Source organism: Anoxybacillus sp. PDR2 (assembly GCF_009834045.1).
Lineage (GTDB): Bacteria > Bacillota > Bacilli > Bacillales > Anoxybacillaceae > Anoxybacteroides > Anoxybacteroides rupiense.
This window is the reverse complement of record NZ_CP047158.1, coordinates 1,533,864-1,548,380: the sequence shown is the minus strand read 5'-3', so window position 1 is coordinate 1,548,380 and position 14,517 is coordinate 1,533,864. Positions and strand designations below refer to the sequence as shown.

The following is a 14,517-nucleotide window of genomic DNA, read 5'->3' as shown; positions in this document are numbered from 1 at the left end:
ACTATTTCCCTCCTGTCGCTGCCATCATAATATTTTCTTGCGTTGCTTCCTCGTGAGTAAACTGCTTAACGATCCGGCCTTCGCGCATAACGAGAATACGATCGCTCATTCCCAGGATTTCCGGGAGCTCTGATGAAATCATGATAATGGCTACACCTTCCTCAGCAAGCTTGTTCATTAAATGATAAATTTCATATTTAGCTCCAACATCAATCCCCCGCGTCGGTTCATCCAAAATCAAGATCTTCGGTTTAGCCATCAGCCATTTCGCCAAAACGACCTTTTGCTGGTTTCCTCCTGACAGCGTTCCGACTGGTGTTTCCAATGAAGCGGTTTTTGTTCTAAGCTCCTGGACATAATTTTGGCTCCACTTTAATTCTTCATTTTGATTAATGACGCCGAATTTACTCATATTTTTTAAGCTTGCAAGAGTTGTATTAGCTTTGACATCCATCCCGAGCACAAGTCCGAGACGTTTTCGATCCTCGGTAACAAGCGCGATCCCTTCACGAATCGCATCCTGCACAGTACGGATGCGCACTTTCTTTCCTTCAATCCATACTTCTCCTTCTACTTTTCCTTCATAAGCGCCAAATAAACTCATTGCCAGTTCTGTACGACCGGCTCCCATCAGCCCTGCAATACCGACAATTTCCCCTTTCCTTACGGATAAATCAATATCGTGATTGACTTTCATTGGCTTGTCTTTATGCCAAACTGAATAATGTTTAACTTCTAATACCACTTCTTGGGGATTCCGTTTCATATATGGATAACGCTCCGTCAATTCACGGCCAACCATTAATGAAACGATTTGATCCTCATTCGTTTTTGTTCTAGATAATGTGGCGATGGATTTGCCATCGCGCAAAACGGTAATCGAATCGGCTAAGCGAAACACTTCCGGCATTTTATGAGAAATATAAATGCAAGCGACCCCTTGACTCCGCAACTGTTCCAAAATGCCTAACAAAATTTCGACTTCGCTTTCTGTAAGCGCCGCTGTCGGCTCATCTAAAATCAAAATTTTCGCTTGCTTGGCCAGCGCTTTGGCAATTTCGACCAACTGTTGCTGGCCAATCCCTAATGACTGCATTTTGGTTTGCGGCGCAATGTCTAAACCTACCTTTTTCAGCCATTTTTCCGCTTCATAATACAGTTCATCCCATTGGACTATGCCAAATTTTTTAGGTTCACGTCCAAGAAACAGATTTTCACCGACGGTCATTTCTTTGACAAGGGCAAGCTCTTGATGGATAATAGCAATTCCTGCGTTCTCAGCATCAACAATATGGCGAAACATAACTTCCTGGCCATCAATGCGGATGGTTCCGGAATATGTTCCAACTGGATAAAGCCCGCTCAATACTTTCATTAAGGTGGATTTACCCGCACCATTTTCACCACAAAGAGCATGAATCTCTCCTTTTTTCACTTTAAAGCTGACACGATCAAGCGCTTTTACGCCGGGAAATTCTTTGGTAATGTCCATCATTTCTAACGCATACATATGCCTCACTCCCGTGCTATCAATCTCCTTTAAAAAGAAGGGGCTGGCCCTATAAGCCAATTCCCCTCCTCTGCGGCTTTATTGCTTCGGCCATTGATCCTTTGGAACATTTTTAAATACATCTTCAAGCTTTTGATATCCATCTTTAATGACCGTCTCCACAATATTATCTTTTGTGACTGCAATTGGATCTAACAGCACAGATGGAACATCAATTTTACCATTAGAAACGGTTTGGTTCGTGTCAATTTTTTCCCCTTTTGCAACCGCTACTGCCATTTCCGCCGCTTTTGTCGCAATTTCTTTAATTGGTTTGTATACCGTCATGGTTTGTGTTCCTTCTACGATACGCTGAAGCGCTGCCAGTTCTGCATCCTGACCGGAAACTGGTACTTTTCCTGCCAGCCCTTGAGCAGCGAGAGCTTGAATCGCACCACCGGCTGTTCCATCGTTCGCCGCAATAACGGCTTGAATATTATTGTTGTTTGCTGTCAACGCATTTTCCATATTTTTGAGAGCTTCTTCAGGCTTCCAATCTTTAGAGAACTGATCGTAGACAATCTTGATATCTCCTTTTTCCGCCAGTGGTTTTAATACATTCATCGCCCCTTCGCGGAATAAATGAGCATTGTTGTCTGTATCTGCACCGCCGATGTATACATAATTTCCTTTTGGCGCTTTTTCCACAATCGCTTTTGCTTGCATTTCGCCAACACGCACATTATCAAAAGAGATATAGTAGTCGACATCCGAATTTTTAATTAACCGGTCATACGAAATCACTTTAATTCCTTCTTTATGCGCTTTTTCTACAATCGCAGCGGATGCTTCTGCGTTATGCGGCACTACCACAAGAACATCGACGCCTTCGGAAATCAGCTGTTCAGCTTGGCTTAGCTGGGCTGCATCGTCGCTGTTGGCCGCAAGCGTTTTTACCTCTGCACCAAGCTCTTTCGCTTTTGCTTCAAACATTTCTTTATCGTGCTGCCACCGTTCTTCTTTCAGTGTATCGAGCGAAAAGCCGATCACAATCTTATCATCTTTTTTCTTTGCATTGTCAGCGGTTTCATTTCCCGATGAAACGACGCCGCATGCCGTGAGCGCGGATGCCAGCACAAACACCGCTGCCCCTTTTGCCGCCTGTTTCCACCATTTCACTCTGTATTCCCCCTTTAAAAGTTTCCCTAATTTTCAAATTAATCATAGCATGATCAAAGAAAGCGTTTTCTTCTAGCATTCTTCATTTCTTTGTCCGATCATCGCACAAATACCATACTTTACTTCCGTGATTTGCGAAATGGATAGCATTTTTTTGTCATGGGACAAAAAAATACAGACAATCTATGATGATCGTCTGTCAATGTGCTCCCGATATTGCTTTGGAGTCATATTCGTTATTTTTTTAAAGACGCGGCTAAAATAGTTTGGATCTTTATAGCCGACATCATAACATATTTCTTTTATATTCAAGCTTGCGTCACGCAAAAGCTGCTTCGCTTTTTCAATCCGCAATCCTGTCACATAGTCGCTAAAGGTTTGGCCGGTTTGTTTTTTAAACAGCTTGCTGAAATAATGCGGAGTCAAATGGACTGATTGTGCCACCTCTTCAAGCGAAAGGTCCCGATCGTAATTTTCCTGCAAAAATTCTTCTACCTGTTCGATTACCGATTGCTGTTTGTCTACTGCCAGCGGCTTCCATTCCTCTGAGCTTGCAGTCAACGGTACATCAGCAATATGCTGAACCCGTCCAAACACCGGCAAATAATAAAGAGCGGCGGCGGCTTCTTGATACGATTGCTTCAAACCTATGATCCCTTTTTGAATGGTGCCAATTCCTATTTTGATTCTTATTTGCAGTATTTTTTCAAGCTGTTTCATGAGTTTTTGCGCAAACGAAACGGTTTTTCCCTCCCAATGATCATCAGATTTGAAAAAAATAGAAAATTGACGGTCTATAAGCGGGCTGCATAAGCAATGCCCCACCCCTTGAACATGGTGTTTCATGGCTTCCAGCGCTTCAGGGCGTTCAGGCATCGATTCTAATTGAACAGCTAAAGCAAAACCAGACTCTATTTCCATTGGAATCATTTGTTTTTCATCAAAATCGGCAATATGCCCCATCAAAAAAAGAGTAAAGGTGGACTCGCTGAGAGCATATAGCTTTGCCAGCTTTTCTTTTGTATCAAGCTCCGCTTCGCGCGCTTTTCTTTCAGCGTCAATTTCCGCTGTCAATTTTTTGAGCACCGAAACAATTTGCTCTTTTTTGACCGGCTTCAGTAAATATTCGCTAACCCCCAGCGAAATTGCTTCTTTTGCGTATGCAAAATAATCATAGGCGGTGACGATCACGATTTTCATCATCGCGTGTGTTTTGCGAATTTCGGCAATGGCCTCCAGTCCATGAATTCCCGGCATTTTAATATCCATAAATACAATATCAGGCTTGTGCTGTTCCACTTGTTGAATGGCACTGCGCCCATGCTCAGCATGAAAAATAACAAATTGATGGGGCAGCAGCCGTTCAATCATTAATTGCAGTCCCTCCCTTTCAAGTGGCTCATCATCAGCGATTAGCAGCTTGTACATCCTTCTCTCCCCCTTCTCGTTTTGGCAACATCAAAATAATGGATGTGCCTTTATTGGGCGCGCTACAAATATCGACAATGTCTTCTGTGCCATAAAATAATCGAAGTCTGCGCAAAACGTTAGCCATTCCAAGCCCCGTCGAATGTCCCTTTTTAGAAAATGAATAAGATGACGATTGCAAAATCGCTTGGCGAACTTCTTCTTCCATCCCGGTTCCATTGTCACTTATGACAACATGGATGCGATCTCGCTTCTGACGAACAGATAAGCGAATCACTGCACCAGCCTCCATTCCTTCAATGCCATGAACAAAGGCATTTTCCAAAAGCGGCTGCAGCGTCAAGCAAGGGATGACTTGTCCAAGACATTCTTCAGCAATGTCGAGCTGAAACATAATTCGGTCGCGAAATCTCGCTTTTTGAATCGCAAAATATTCTTTAGCATGAGCCACCTCGTCTCGCAATGTAACAGGCTCATCAAGCTTGCGCAGATTGTAACGCAATAAATTCGAAGTGGAGATGGTTAGTTCGCTCGTTTGCTCTGCCCCTTCGATATAAGCGAGCTTGGAAATCACATTCAATGTATTGAATAAGAAATGCGGATTAATTTGGCTTTGCAGAGCCTTCAGTTCTAATTCTCGGACCAGCTTTTCTTTTTCTAATATTTCCATATTTTTCGAGATTAACGTACGCAAATTTTCCATCATTTGCTGGAAGGTTTGCCCTAGAAGTCCGATTTCGTCGTTCCCATCCATTTGCGGAATATGCGCATCCAGCTTTCCAGCCGAAATTTGCTTGGCGGCAAAGACGAGCCGATAAATTGGAATCACGATTGTTCGCGATAACCAGATGGCAAAAACGATGCTTAAAAGCGTTGTTAAAACAAATAATATTCTGCCAAGCTCATTCATTTTGCCAATATTGATTAACATCTGCTTATAAACAGGCTGATAGGCGCTTAATTCTAAATCAACAAGCGCCTGGCTATCCTCGCGAATAAACGTTGACACCTTTTCAATTTCATTATAGGGTTCTGCATAATCTGACAGCTGTTTGTTTACCATCATCTGCACAATGGATGCCTCTAACTCGATAAACACTCCTATCATGTGTTTATAGTTTTCTAGAGTTAAAGCATCATTTCCCTGCAGTTTGCGATGGCTAAGCTGCTGATGCAAATCTTCGAGCCGCTGCCGATGCTTCACAAGCAGGCGATAGTTTTTTTCGTCCTGATGAATCATATAACCACTTAAAAAACGCAAATTTTCTTGCATTTCAGACGAAACCTGTTTATATAAAAAAATGCGCTGCATCATAACATCATAGCTTTCCTGCACTTTTTTGCCGCTTTGAAAAATAAAGAAGGCGATCACATTTAAAAGCAGTACAAGCAGAGGGATAAAAATAAACAGTTTCATGCGTATTTTCATTCCGTTCCCTCCTGCTGAACATTTGTTTTGTCCACGATTTTTATCGCTGTAAAATGCTCTTTTTCAATGTGCTGGCCTGATAAATGCTTGACCATTAACTCAACAGCAGAATATCCCATATCATATGGCTGCTGGATAATCGTGGCCACAATTTGTCCTTGGCGGATCGCTTGCAGCGTTTCTGTGACATTATCAAATCCAAAAATCTGAACATCTTTGCGGTTTAAATTTTTCGTCGCCATTAGAATTCCAATAGCATCTAAGGCACTCGTTCCAACCATTACCGAGATATCAGGGTGCGCTCGCAGCATTTTTTCTGTTTGAATCGAGGCTTGGATTCGAGAAATATTGGAGGAAGCGATCGCTGCAATCGACAATAATGGATTTTGGGCAATGACTGAGCGAAAGCCTTCCAGACGAAGGTTCTGATTAGCTGACATATCACTTCCAATAATGACCCCAATTTTCTTTTTACCATTCACTCTAGAAATCACTGCTTGACCAAGCAACTTTCCCGCTTCAAGATTGTTTGTGCCGACATAAGAAAGGCGGCGACTGAGAGGGGCATCTGTATCAATTGTAATAACTGGGATTCCTTGTGCCATCGCTTTGTTAATTAACGGGGTAAACCGCACATCGTTTAAGCTTTGGACAATAATGCCGTCAACGCGGGACGCAATCGCTTTTTCTAACAGTTTCATTTGTTCATCCATGTTGGTCCTCAATGGACCAATATATTCCACATTGACATGATAATGTTTGGCTGCTTCTTTTGCCCCGCGTTCAATCTCTCGCCAATATAAATTATCAAGTTCTTGGGAAATCAAAACGAAATGAGGAAGGGCCGGTGAAGAATGAACCGTTTGCCGCAATTGCTCAACCGTTTTTTCGATTTTTTGCGTCGAAACCACAAATTGAATCAAAACATAGAGAAATAGAAAAAACAAAACGGCTAAGCTAATCGTCCATTTTTTATTTGTCATACTATTCACCCAATTTTACTATAATCCGTTTCGAAAGCGGTTACAAGCAAAAAAATAGGATTTGATTCACTTTTGTTGACATGGATGGAAGTTATAAATTGATTATTTAGAACATAGTTTGATTTGATATTGTTAGTTGTTATATGAGGTTTGTGTTCCTTTCTTTTTCGGAGCTAACTCGTTTCATCTTAAATTTTTATTCATATAACTGAATTTTTTGATTTTAAGCGTTTTCCTTCTTTATTTTTCGACAAAACCGAAAAAAAACATGGTAATATGTAATTAGATGCGATTTGAAATAGGCTAAACGGCATGATGTCTAGCCTTTTTTCCAATCTAGCAAATTGTTTTTTCGGCATTTACGACATGGAATTGGCTCAATTGCTATCGCTCAAAAGCAAAAGGCTCTCCATTCTTCTCGATGAAAACGGTCTGGTCCTCGCTTCTCTGTTCGCTGTTGAAGCATTGACACGTGCAGTATAGCAGAGTCCTTCCTTTCATTTCCGCATACTCATATGCATGGACATATCCTCAAGCCATCATTTGTTCTGCTTGGGGATTGAAGGGATGGAGGCTTATTCATTTTAGTTATCCATTTTCCGAATCGCTGAACGTTTTGCAGACAAAAGAATGAGTCTAAAAGCAGCTTATATGAAGGACTTAATATAAAGGGTATATTGTTTTCCGGCCATTATACAATCGGGGAACGAATCGATTCACAGCCTGTTAATAGGTCTTAAGGCGGTATTGTTCAGCTGCGACCTTTATCTCATTCGCGTACCGAAGGCAAGTCCACACCAACTTGCCCTCAGATCGTCGATTTTCCAGTGACTATTCCATCTTTCAGTTGCATTTCTATCATTTTGTCTTATGTCACGTCATCTCTAGGCTCGCTGAAAAATCGACCTCTCAGGTGTACATAAACTAACGGGGACTGGGGAAACTCTCGTTTTTATCATTCTCTAAATCAACGGCTGCTCAGCTAAGAATCGCTTGCTTTCATCTTTTCGTTATTTACGCAATGACACCATTTCGATTCATTGCTTGGCAGTCTATGAAAACGAAGTGCACAAATACACATACACTTACACAGATTGGGGTTGCTTTGTTTATGGAGATCCACTCATACGATTCGTCCTATATGCGATTCTATTTTTTTATGCCTGCCATGCAATTCATTTTAGATGAAAACGGGGATATCGTAGATGTCAACGAATTTGCTGCGCGCTACTTAGGGTATATGCGCACGGAGTTGATTGGAACATCGCCGTTTGCGCTCGTTCATCCGGAAGACCGGAAAAGGGTAAGGCACCGTTCTAAATGGCTGTTCCTTCATCAGCCAAATAACATTCATTCCCTTGAATTTAGAGCATTAAAAAAGAATGGCGAAATCATATTGATTCAACAAAATATGTCTCAGATGACCAGCGAAGACGGAAAAACGCTTTTTCTTATTTCGTGCCATCACATCCCGTCAGAAAAAAAAGCAAGGCAGCTGCTTACCGGACAAAAGAAGGTGCTGGAATGGATTGCGAAAGAGCTTCCTTTGTCCGATATATTAACTGAAATCTCCCGTACCGTCGAAGAAATCCGTCCCAACATTCTTTGTTCTATCCTATTAATGAATGATGAAACGAAAAAGCTTTATCATGCGGCTGCGCCAAGCCTGCCTACTGACTATGTTGAAACGATCAATGGAATGGAGGTAAAAATGAACGCCGGTTCTTGCGGCACAGCAGCATACCAGCGCGATCTTGTGATCGTTTCTGATGTTCAAACAAGCCCGCTCTGGCAACGTTATCAAGCGTTAGCTCGATCGCATGGATTGCGAGCTTGCTGGTCCATTCCCATTTTTTCATCAACAAAAAAAGTTCTTGGAACTTTCGCTATGTACCATCGCGAGCCTTGTGAGCCCGATACTGAAGATATGGATCTCATCTATACGTTTTCATCCTTAGCTGGCCTAGCTATTGAACAAGCTCGAATGCGGGAGGAGCTTCAAGAAAGCCGACAGCATTATCAATCATTATTTGAATACAATCAAGATGCTGTATTTTCACTCCATTTAGACGGAACATTTTTTGCGGCTAATGGCGCGGCTGCGCAAATTACCGGATACTCTCGCCATGAATTGCTCAGCATGACATTGCATGATTTAGTCATAGGAGAGGATTGGCCGAAAACCATTGAAGCATTTGCCAACACAGCAGAAGGCTACTCCCGCCATGTCGATTTTCGTATTCAGCATAAAACAGGAACGATTTTATATTTAAACGCCACCTCGATTCCGATTTTTATCAATAAAAAAATTATCGGCGTTTCTGTGATTGCAAAAGATGTGACAGAGCGTGAGGAACGGGAAGAACGCATCCAGCAAATGGCTTATTACGATCCGTTAACTGGTTTGCCCAATCGGCGATTGTTCCCTGAACTCGTTCTCGCTGCCGTTAAGAAAGCCAGGGAAAACGGAAAAATGGCGGCCGTTTTATATATGGATATCGATCGCTTTAAATATGTCAACGACTCTCTTGGCCATAGCTTTGGCGATCAAGTATTGCAAAAAACAGCGGATTTAATTAAAAAATGTGTGGCTAATAGCGGCACAGTAGCAAGAATGGGCGGCGATGAATTTACCGTTATTTTGCCCAACCTCGATCATCAAGAGCAGGCAATCGACATAGCACAGCGTATTTTGCGAATGTTTCAAGATCCTGTCCAAATTGACGATTTAGAATTATTTTTGACGCTTAGCATCGGCATTTCCCTTTATCCGCAACATAGTGAAAACGTAGATGCATTAATTCAATATGCCGATATTGCGATGTATGAAGTAAAACAAAAGGGCAAAAACGATTACTATGTTTTCCAAGATGATCACTTAAAGAAAAAATTGCCGGACCTCATTTTGCTAGGAGATTTGCATAAATCCATTCGAAATCGCGAGTTATTTATTGTGTATCAGCCCATTATTGATGTAAAAACGACAAAAATTCGCGCAATGGAAACACTTGTCCGTTGGTATCATCCCGTTCACGGTACGGTTCCTCCAAGTGAATTTATCCCTTTAGCAGAAGAAACCGGCTTTATTGTCTCCATTGGCGAATGGGTCATTCGCCAGGCGTGTGAACAGCATGAAAAATGGAAAAAGATTGGATTGCCGCCCGTTCGAATTGCCGTCAATATTTCTGTGAAAGAACTGCAAGACCAGCATTTTGCCAAAAGAGTGGAAGCCATTCTCTCACAAAAGCAGATATCGCCAGAATATTTAGAGCTTGAGATTACCGAAAGCCTTATGATTTATAATGAACCGATCATCTTAAATAACTTAATGCGGATGAAAGAGATTGGCGTGCGGCTTTCCATTGATGATTTTGGGACAGGCTACTCATCGCTGGCATACTTAAAGCGGCTGGATGTGGATACGGTTAAAATCGACCAATCTTTTATCGCCGATTGTCCCCGCTCTTACTACGGAAGCGTGATTACAACGACCATTATTTCGCTGGCACACCACCTTGGAATGAACGTGATCGCTGAAGGGGTCGAGCATCTCGATCAATTTCGTTACTTAGAAGAAAAAGGTTGCCAAGAAGCGCAAGGGTACTTGTTCAGCAGACCGCTGCATCCAAAAGAAGCGACTAAGCTATTATTTCAAGGAATTCGCCATCTTTATTAGCAACCGATCAACGGATGATCGCCATTCCTGTATATATTAAACGTTTTCCTGTCTATCTGTCGTTGTTTTCGACGGCTATCTCCCTAAACACCAAACCGATTCTTGGGACTGATGTGTGGATCTTGGAAAAGACAAAGAGTCACCCATTTTATGACCAAGTCAGCCAGAGTCGTTTTGCTCATCATTTTTGACAATGGAGTGTGTGCTGGAGTCAAAAAGACGTTTGCGCACAATGCTGGCTAGATCGTGATTACAAAGGGATGAAGGATGGCAATCCATTTGCCCTATCTCTTACTCTATGCTTCTTTGCATAATTGATAAACCAAAAAACAAAAACCCACACATTCCTCGATCCATTCGAGATGTATGTGTGGGTTTCCGAATTGATATAAGGCAGCAAATCATGTAAGCGTTGTCAACACTTTTATTTTTTCACAATTTGAATGTAATCAAAATCTAATGTATCAATCGCGTCTTCGATGTGCAAACGTGTGATAAAGCGATATGAAACCCCCAGCTGCGAAGGAAGAATATCTTCAGGGATTTGATAGGAAAAAGGCAAAAATTTTTTTTGTTCCTCTTTAATGATAAACTCCCCAGCAATTGGAATGGTCGCAATGACCGTATCTTCTTCCTTTCCATCTCGCAGCATTTTGCAAACAAAATCGACATCAAGCTTCTTAATTTTCTGCTCCACTGTGCCGCCGCGAATATACAGCTGCCCTTCAATCACATCTCCGGGATGAAGTATATTTTTATTTAAAAGCAGATCCACATATGCTGAACCAACACCTAGTTTGGACATCATTTTCCGCAATAGCATCCTCTTGTCACCTCTTACATTATCTTTTATACTCTTTCTTTATTAATGTGAACGATATAACATACGTTTGTCACTCCGATCTTGTTTCATTTTCTTGTCTATATAGCAAAAAAAAGATAAAAGACCCATGCCATTTAAGCAAAGGTCTGAGCGCTTATCGAGAAAATGACAGCGCTTCCATCACTTTCTATTTTCTAATTTATTCCACAAAAACCATTTTGTCAATATAAAATTTATCCGCCAACATGCAATTGGCAGATAGTGAGAATCATCTTCAGAAAATCGACGATCAAAGACAAACCACGGCGTCCCTCTATGAGGTAAATGCATGACAAAACTCCAAACAAATCCCGCTCGTTTCATCCCGTCCATCGGTCTAAGAAACGAGCGGATGGTCGAGCCACGCCGCTTCACAGAACCATTGATGGGGACTGTTCTAGCCTTTATCAAGCCGATTCATAACGAAAAGGCAAGTGGTTGTACTTGCCTTCCGATCGTGTGTTTGATGGATATCGCCCGTTTCATCTTTCCATTACATGATTGATCTAGCGCAAAGGCAACATGGAGCGAGACAAAACCCCGCATCCCCACCCCGTTATGAGCTGAGAGACCTCTCGGTGGATGATGTTAAATAAACATGCTAAACGACAGCCAATATTCACCTTCGTTCACAGCTTTTTCTTCCATTGCTCCCACATATGATGTTCGCCATCCTTTGGCGCGTCCGATTAGAAAGATTGTATACACTTTGGAATTACTCGTAAACATTTTGGTTTTCAATAACATAATCCACCCGAATAACAGGAACATCATGCTGCTCCAGTTCAGCGACGATCATCCCTACATGATCATTGTAAATACAAAACGTCTGCTGTCCTTTTTGAAAAGCTGTTTCGCCATATGAAAGAACGGTATGATAAAGCTTACGCACATCAACATTCTGTGTCTTCACTCGTCTTCCTAAATGGATAATCACTTCTTTTCCAGCGATTTTTCCACGATACATACGCAATATCCCCCTTTGCACTTGTATTCTCAATATATGATAAGTGCTATATATTCATACGCGCTTCTTTTTATGTCTTAATCAAGTAATTCGCCAGTCACACGGCATTCCCCTTTTGGATTAGAATATTACCAAAAAATTTGCAAATTTTTTCTGAATTTCACTCTCTTTTCCTTGACGATGACGTTGCATTAGTGTATAGTAAAAACATCATTTAACAGAATATATTTCAACCCAAGCAGCACGCACGTTCACCTTAGACCGCTGTGGAGTATATTCCGTTATTTGATAAAATTTTTTAATTAGCCATAGGTGCTAAAGGTATTAGGAGGAATTAAGTATTATGCAAAACGGTAAAGTAAAATGGTTCAACAATGAAAAGGGTTATGGGTTCATTGAAGTGGAAGGTGGAGCTGATGTATTCGTTCACTTCACAGCAATCCAAGGTGACGGCTACAAAACATTAGAAGAAGGCCAAGAAGTTTCCTTTGAAATCGTACAAGGAAACCGCGGACCTCAAGCAGCTAACGTTGTAAAATTATAATCAAGCGCTCGTTGACATAGAAGTAAGACGAAAGCGAAAGCCAAGGGCTGACCTAACAGCGGTAGGTTAGCCCTTTTTTGCTGCTACCAACGCAGACAACAGATGATTCGTTCATATGGACAGATCAAGCTGAAAAAGAATGTCCGATCCTGCGCTGCCCATGATTCAAACAACCGTTCGTCCTTGCATCATCAAGCTACAGTGCATGATATCTTGTTATCTCGGCCATTTCCTTTTTCATTGCTTTCCTTCCAGCGAATGCACCCTTTAAATAACAAACATCGAACTAAGATAATCTCTAAAAGGGTAACGCCTATCTCTCCTGATAAGAGCTTGAGGAAACCGTGAGCAGCATCTCCCCATATTGCTTAATTTGCTCTCCCACCGTACAACAGGTAATACAAAAAGACTGCGCTGATCTTTTTCCTTCTTCCTTACGCAGTGTGTTTTTTATAAAACAGCCATCACAATATGTAGAATGAAGATCGTTTAGTTTCGCCAGTATCTCTTTTCGTTTTGCTAATTTTTTCTCCCTATTCATCTGCATTAGTTCCTTTCTTTGTAAGTTCAATTGTGCTTTCAATGATTTTTCCTTCAAGCGCCTGACGCGCCAGCTGATCCGCTTCCTTATTTTGCTTTCGAGAAATTGGTTCATAAATCGGATGAATACCGAGCTCCTTCAGTTTGGCTTCAATTCGGTCAAGCCACGCACTATAGTCCTTTTCAAAGCAAGGCCATGCACCAGACAGCTGATTCAGCACAACATGAGAATCGCCGCGGAAGACAACCGGCAAATGATGGACTCCCATTTCTTCAAGAGTTTGTACAACCGACCAAAAAGCAGCGTATTCCGCCTCGTTATTTGATTTTAATTCATAAAGACGGCGATTCATGCGAAATCGATATGGCTGATGATTTTGATGGTAATAGATCACCGCCCCGATTCCCGCTTCTGATGTTTCGTTATCAAAGCCCCCATCAAAATAAGCAATAATATCATGAGGTTCGCTTTCCACTTCTTGCAATAGCTTAACGAGCTCTTTTTTCGTCCATGACGTATTTTGCCGATCAATAAACACTAAGTCCTTCACACGTCCCGTTTTCTCAAAATCCTCCGCCATCCATAACGCCTTCTCCGCTTCAAGAAGCTCCGAAGTTAATATAATTTCTTGTTTTTTAGGAGTTATATATGTCCATTGAATGATTACATCCATTTTTGTCATCCTTCCGCCATTGTTCTTCTTTTATTATATATCAAACAAATGTACGAAATAACTGCTTATGGTTAACAAAAAAATATAGAAATTTCCTAAAAATGATGATAAAGTAGCAATAGTTCTTCATATGCGCTTCACTCGTAACCGATATAAGTTCAGGTTAAGAAATCGATATTTTCGTGAATACAGAAGAAAAGGCTGCCTCTATTTAGCTAGATGGCTATTTTTCGGCTTCGGTAAGCTAAAAACCAGCTTGCGGCATATGCGACTTCCCATGGATGATGCCGCGCACCGACCTGTGTTTAGCGAGGCTATTTCACACGACGGAGGGATGAACACTTGATTGAAGTATATATTGATGGAGCAAGCGCCGGCAATCCTGGGCCTTCAGGTGCCGGAATTTTCATTAAAGGAAATGGAACAGTAGAACAATATTCGATTCCGCTCGGTATCATGTCAAATCACGAGGCAGAGCTCTATTCTTTCATTAAAGCACTTGAAATTTGTGTGGAAAAAGGTTATCGCGTCGTTTCCTTTCGCACAGACTCTCAGCTCATTGATGATGCAGTCGAGAAGGAATATATAAAAAATCGGCAATACGCCCCGCTTTTACAGCAAGCCCTCCTATTAACGAAAAAATTGGATTTATTTTTTCTAAAATGGATTCCGAGCAAGGACAATCATGTCGCTGATGAACTGGCTCGACAAGCAATTCATAAAAATAAATCCTAGTTAAGGGGGAG

Annotated in this window: 12 protein-coding genes; 3 read left to right on the top strand and 9 right to left on the bottom strand. The window is 41.5% G+C overall.

What is annotated here, in order from left to right; genetic code table 11:
• Position 1: 1 nt before the first annotated feature.
• The 5 genes from GRQ40_RS07515 to GRQ40_RS07495 all read right to left on the bottom strand — a co-directional run bounded on the left by GRQ40_RS07515 (position 2) and on the right by GRQ40_RS07495 (position 6,508).
• Entirely contained in the window at positions 2–1,510 is a 1,509-nt protein-coding gene (locus tag GRQ40_RS07515; protein ID WP_066147448.1) for a xylose ABC transporter ATP-binding protein, read from the bottom strand.
• A 78-nt stretch (positions 1,511–1,588) separates the two neighbouring features.
• On the bottom strand, positions 1,589–2,668 hold the full coding sequence (gene xylF, locus GRQ40_RS07510; protein ID WP_066147446.1) for a D-xylose ABC transporter substrate-binding protein: 1,080 nt from the start codon (positions 2,666–2,668) through the stop codon (positions 1,589–1,591).
• A 183-nt stretch (positions 2,669–2,851) separates the two neighbouring features.
• A complete protein-coding gene (locus GRQ40_RS07505) occupies positions 2,852–4,096 on the bottom strand; it encodes a response regulator (protein WP_066147444.1) in 1,245 nt (414 codons plus the stop codon).
• Positions 4,074–5,525 (bottom strand): sensor histidine kinase, encoded by a 1,452-nt coding sequence (locus tag GRQ40_RS07500; RefSeq protein ID WP_066147442.1) that lies wholly within the window; start codon positions 5,523–5,525, stop codon positions 4,074–4,076. Before GRQ40_RS07500 ends, GRQ40_RS07505 begins: the two co-directional genes overlap by 23 nt.
• On the bottom strand, positions 5,522–6,508 hold the full coding sequence (locus GRQ40_RS07495) for a sugar-binding protein (protein WP_066147441.1): 987 nt from the start codon (positions 6,506–6,508) through the stop codon (positions 5,522–5,524). The genes GRQ40_RS07500 and GRQ40_RS07495 overlap by 4 nt, the downstream gene beginning before the upstream one ends.
• Before the next feature lie 1,111 nt (positions 6,509–7,619).
• Between GRQ40_RS07495 and GRQ40_RS07490 the strand changes: the two genes are divergently transcribed.
• Positions 7,620–10,184, top strand: a complete 2,565-nt coding sequence (locus GRQ40_RS07490) for a bifunctional diguanylate cyclase/phosphodiesterase (RefSeq protein WP_159719641.1) — start codon at positions 7,620–7,622, stop codon at positions 10,182–10,184.
• A gap of 424 nt (positions 10,185–10,608) precedes the next feature.
• Here the strand turns inward: GRQ40_RS07490 and GRQ40_RS07485 are convergent, their stop codons facing one another.
• Both GRQ40_RS07485 and GRQ40_RS07480 read right to left on the bottom strand, forming a co-directional pair.
• Positions 10,609–11,007, bottom strand: a complete 399-nt coding sequence (locus tag GRQ40_RS07485) for a sporulation protein (protein ID WP_066147437.1) — start codon at positions 11,005–11,007, stop codon at positions 10,609–10,611.
• Positions 11,008–11,761: 754 nt separating this feature from the next.
• Positions 11,762–12,013 (bottom strand): hypothetical protein, encoded by a 252-nt coding sequence (locus tag GRQ40_RS07480; protein ID WP_044745255.1) that lies wholly within the window; start codon positions 12,011–12,013, stop codon positions 11,762–11,764.
• 343 nt (positions 12,014–12,356) lie between these two features.
• Between GRQ40_RS07480 and cspD the strand changes: the two genes are divergently transcribed.
• Positions 12,357–12,557, top strand: a complete 201-nt coding sequence (cspD, locus tag GRQ40_RS07475) for a cold-shock protein CspD (RefSeq protein WP_044745256.1) — start codon at positions 12,357–12,359, stop codon at positions 12,555–12,557.
• A gap of 313 nt (positions 12,558–12,870) precedes the next feature.
• Here cspD and GRQ40_RS07470 read toward each other — a convergent pair whose 3' ends face one another.
• Positions 12,871–13,098 carry a zinc-finger domain-containing protein gene (locus GRQ40_RS07470; protein ID WP_044745257.1) on the bottom strand — a complete coding sequence of 76 codons (228 nt, stop codon included), beginning with the start codon at positions 13,096–13,098 and terminating at the stop codon, positions 12,871–12,873.
• Positions 13,091–13,771, bottom strand: coding sequence for a ribonuclease H family protein (locus tag GRQ40_RS07465; RefSeq protein ID WP_044745258.1), 681 nt, complete (start codon positions 13,769–13,771; stop codon positions 13,091–13,093). Before GRQ40_RS07465 ends, GRQ40_RS07470 begins: the two co-directional genes overlap by 8 nt.
• A 342-nt stretch (positions 13,772–14,113) precedes the next feature.
• On the opposite strand from GRQ40_RS07465, the gene GRQ40_RS07460 reads away from it, so the two are divergent.
• On the top strand, positions 14,114–14,506 hold the full coding sequence (locus tag GRQ40_RS07460) for an RNase H family protein (protein ID WP_044745259.1): 393 nt from the start codon (positions 14,114–14,116) through the stop codon (positions 14,504–14,506).
• Positions 14,507–14,517 lie beyond the last annotated feature (11 nt).

Coding starts and splice junctions, on each gene's coding strand:
- GRQ40_RS07515 (WP_066147448.1), bottom strand. CDS start 1,510: ATGTATGCGTTAGAAATGATGGACATTACCAAAGAATTTCCCGGCGTA.
- GRQ40_RS07505 (WP_066147444.1), bottom strand. CDS start 4,096: ATGTACAAGCTGCTAATCGCTGATGATGAGCCACTTGAAAGGGAGGGA.
- GRQ40_RS07500 (WP_066147442.1), bottom strand. CDS start 5,525: ATGAAAATACGCATGAAACTGTTTATTTTTATCCCTCTGCTTGTACTG.
- GRQ40_RS07495 (WP_066147441.1), bottom strand. CDS start 6,508: ATGACAAATAAAAAATGGACGATTAGCTTAGCCGTTTTGTTTTTTCTA.
- GRQ40_RS07490 (WP_159719641.1), top strand. CDS start 7,620: ATGGAGATCCACTCATACGATTCGTCCTATATGCGATTCTATTTTTTT.
- GRQ40_RS07485 (WP_066147437.1), bottom strand. CDS start 11,007: ATGCTATTGCGGAAAATGATGTCCAAACTAGGTGTTGGTTCAGCATAT.
- GRQ40_RS07480 (WP_044745255.1), bottom strand. CDS start 12,013: ATGTATCGTGGAAAAATCGCTGGAAAAGAAGTGATTATCCATTTAGGA.
- cspD (WP_044745256.1), top strand. CDS start 12,357: ATGCAAAACGGTAAAGTAAAATGGTTCAACAATGAAAAGGGTTATGGG.
- GRQ40_RS07470 (WP_044745257.1), bottom strand. CDS start 13,098: ATGAATAGGGAGAAAAAATTAGCAAAACGAAAAGAGATACTGGCGAAA.
- GRQ40_RS07465 (WP_044745258.1), bottom strand. CDS start 13,771: ATGGATGTAATCATTCAATGGACATATATAACTCCTAAAAAACAAGAA.